This is a genomic window from Faecalibacterium sp. DFI.5.82 (assembly GCF_029076575.1).
Taxonomy (GTDB): Bacteria; Bacillota; Clostridia; order Oscillospirales; family Ruminococcaceae; genus Faecalibacterium; species Faecalibacterium duncaniae.
Genome location: NZ_JARFIS010000796.1, coordinates 1 through 299 on the forward strand (window position 1 = coordinate 1; position 299 = coordinate 299).

The 299-nt window shown below is 65.2% G+C and carries 1 pseudogene; it reads left to right on the forward strand.

Annotated features, from left to right (window positions below):
- Positions 1–299: pseudogene (locus P0G09_RS18945) on the forward strand (type III pantothenate kinase); the annotation flags it as partial.

A 299-nucleotide genomic window follows, 5' to 3' on the forward strand; every position in this document is an offset into this window, starting at 1 on the left:
ACTGCCGTGCCCAGCACAGAGCCCGAAAGCATACAGCTCTCAGTGTTCACACCAATGGCTGCTTTGGGGGAGCTCAGCCGCACCTGCGGCAGCTGGGCACAGCAGTCCTGCTGGACGGCATCACCCAGCGCATTGAGGAAGAGCTGGGCCGTCCGGCCACCCTGGTGGTCACGGGCGGGCTGGCAAAGTATGTCACGCCGCTCTGCCGCCATCCGCTGACCTACGACCCGAAGCTGCTGCTGAAGGGGCTGGCACTGCTGTACCAGATGAACGCACCTCAGCCGCACTATGCCGCCGGG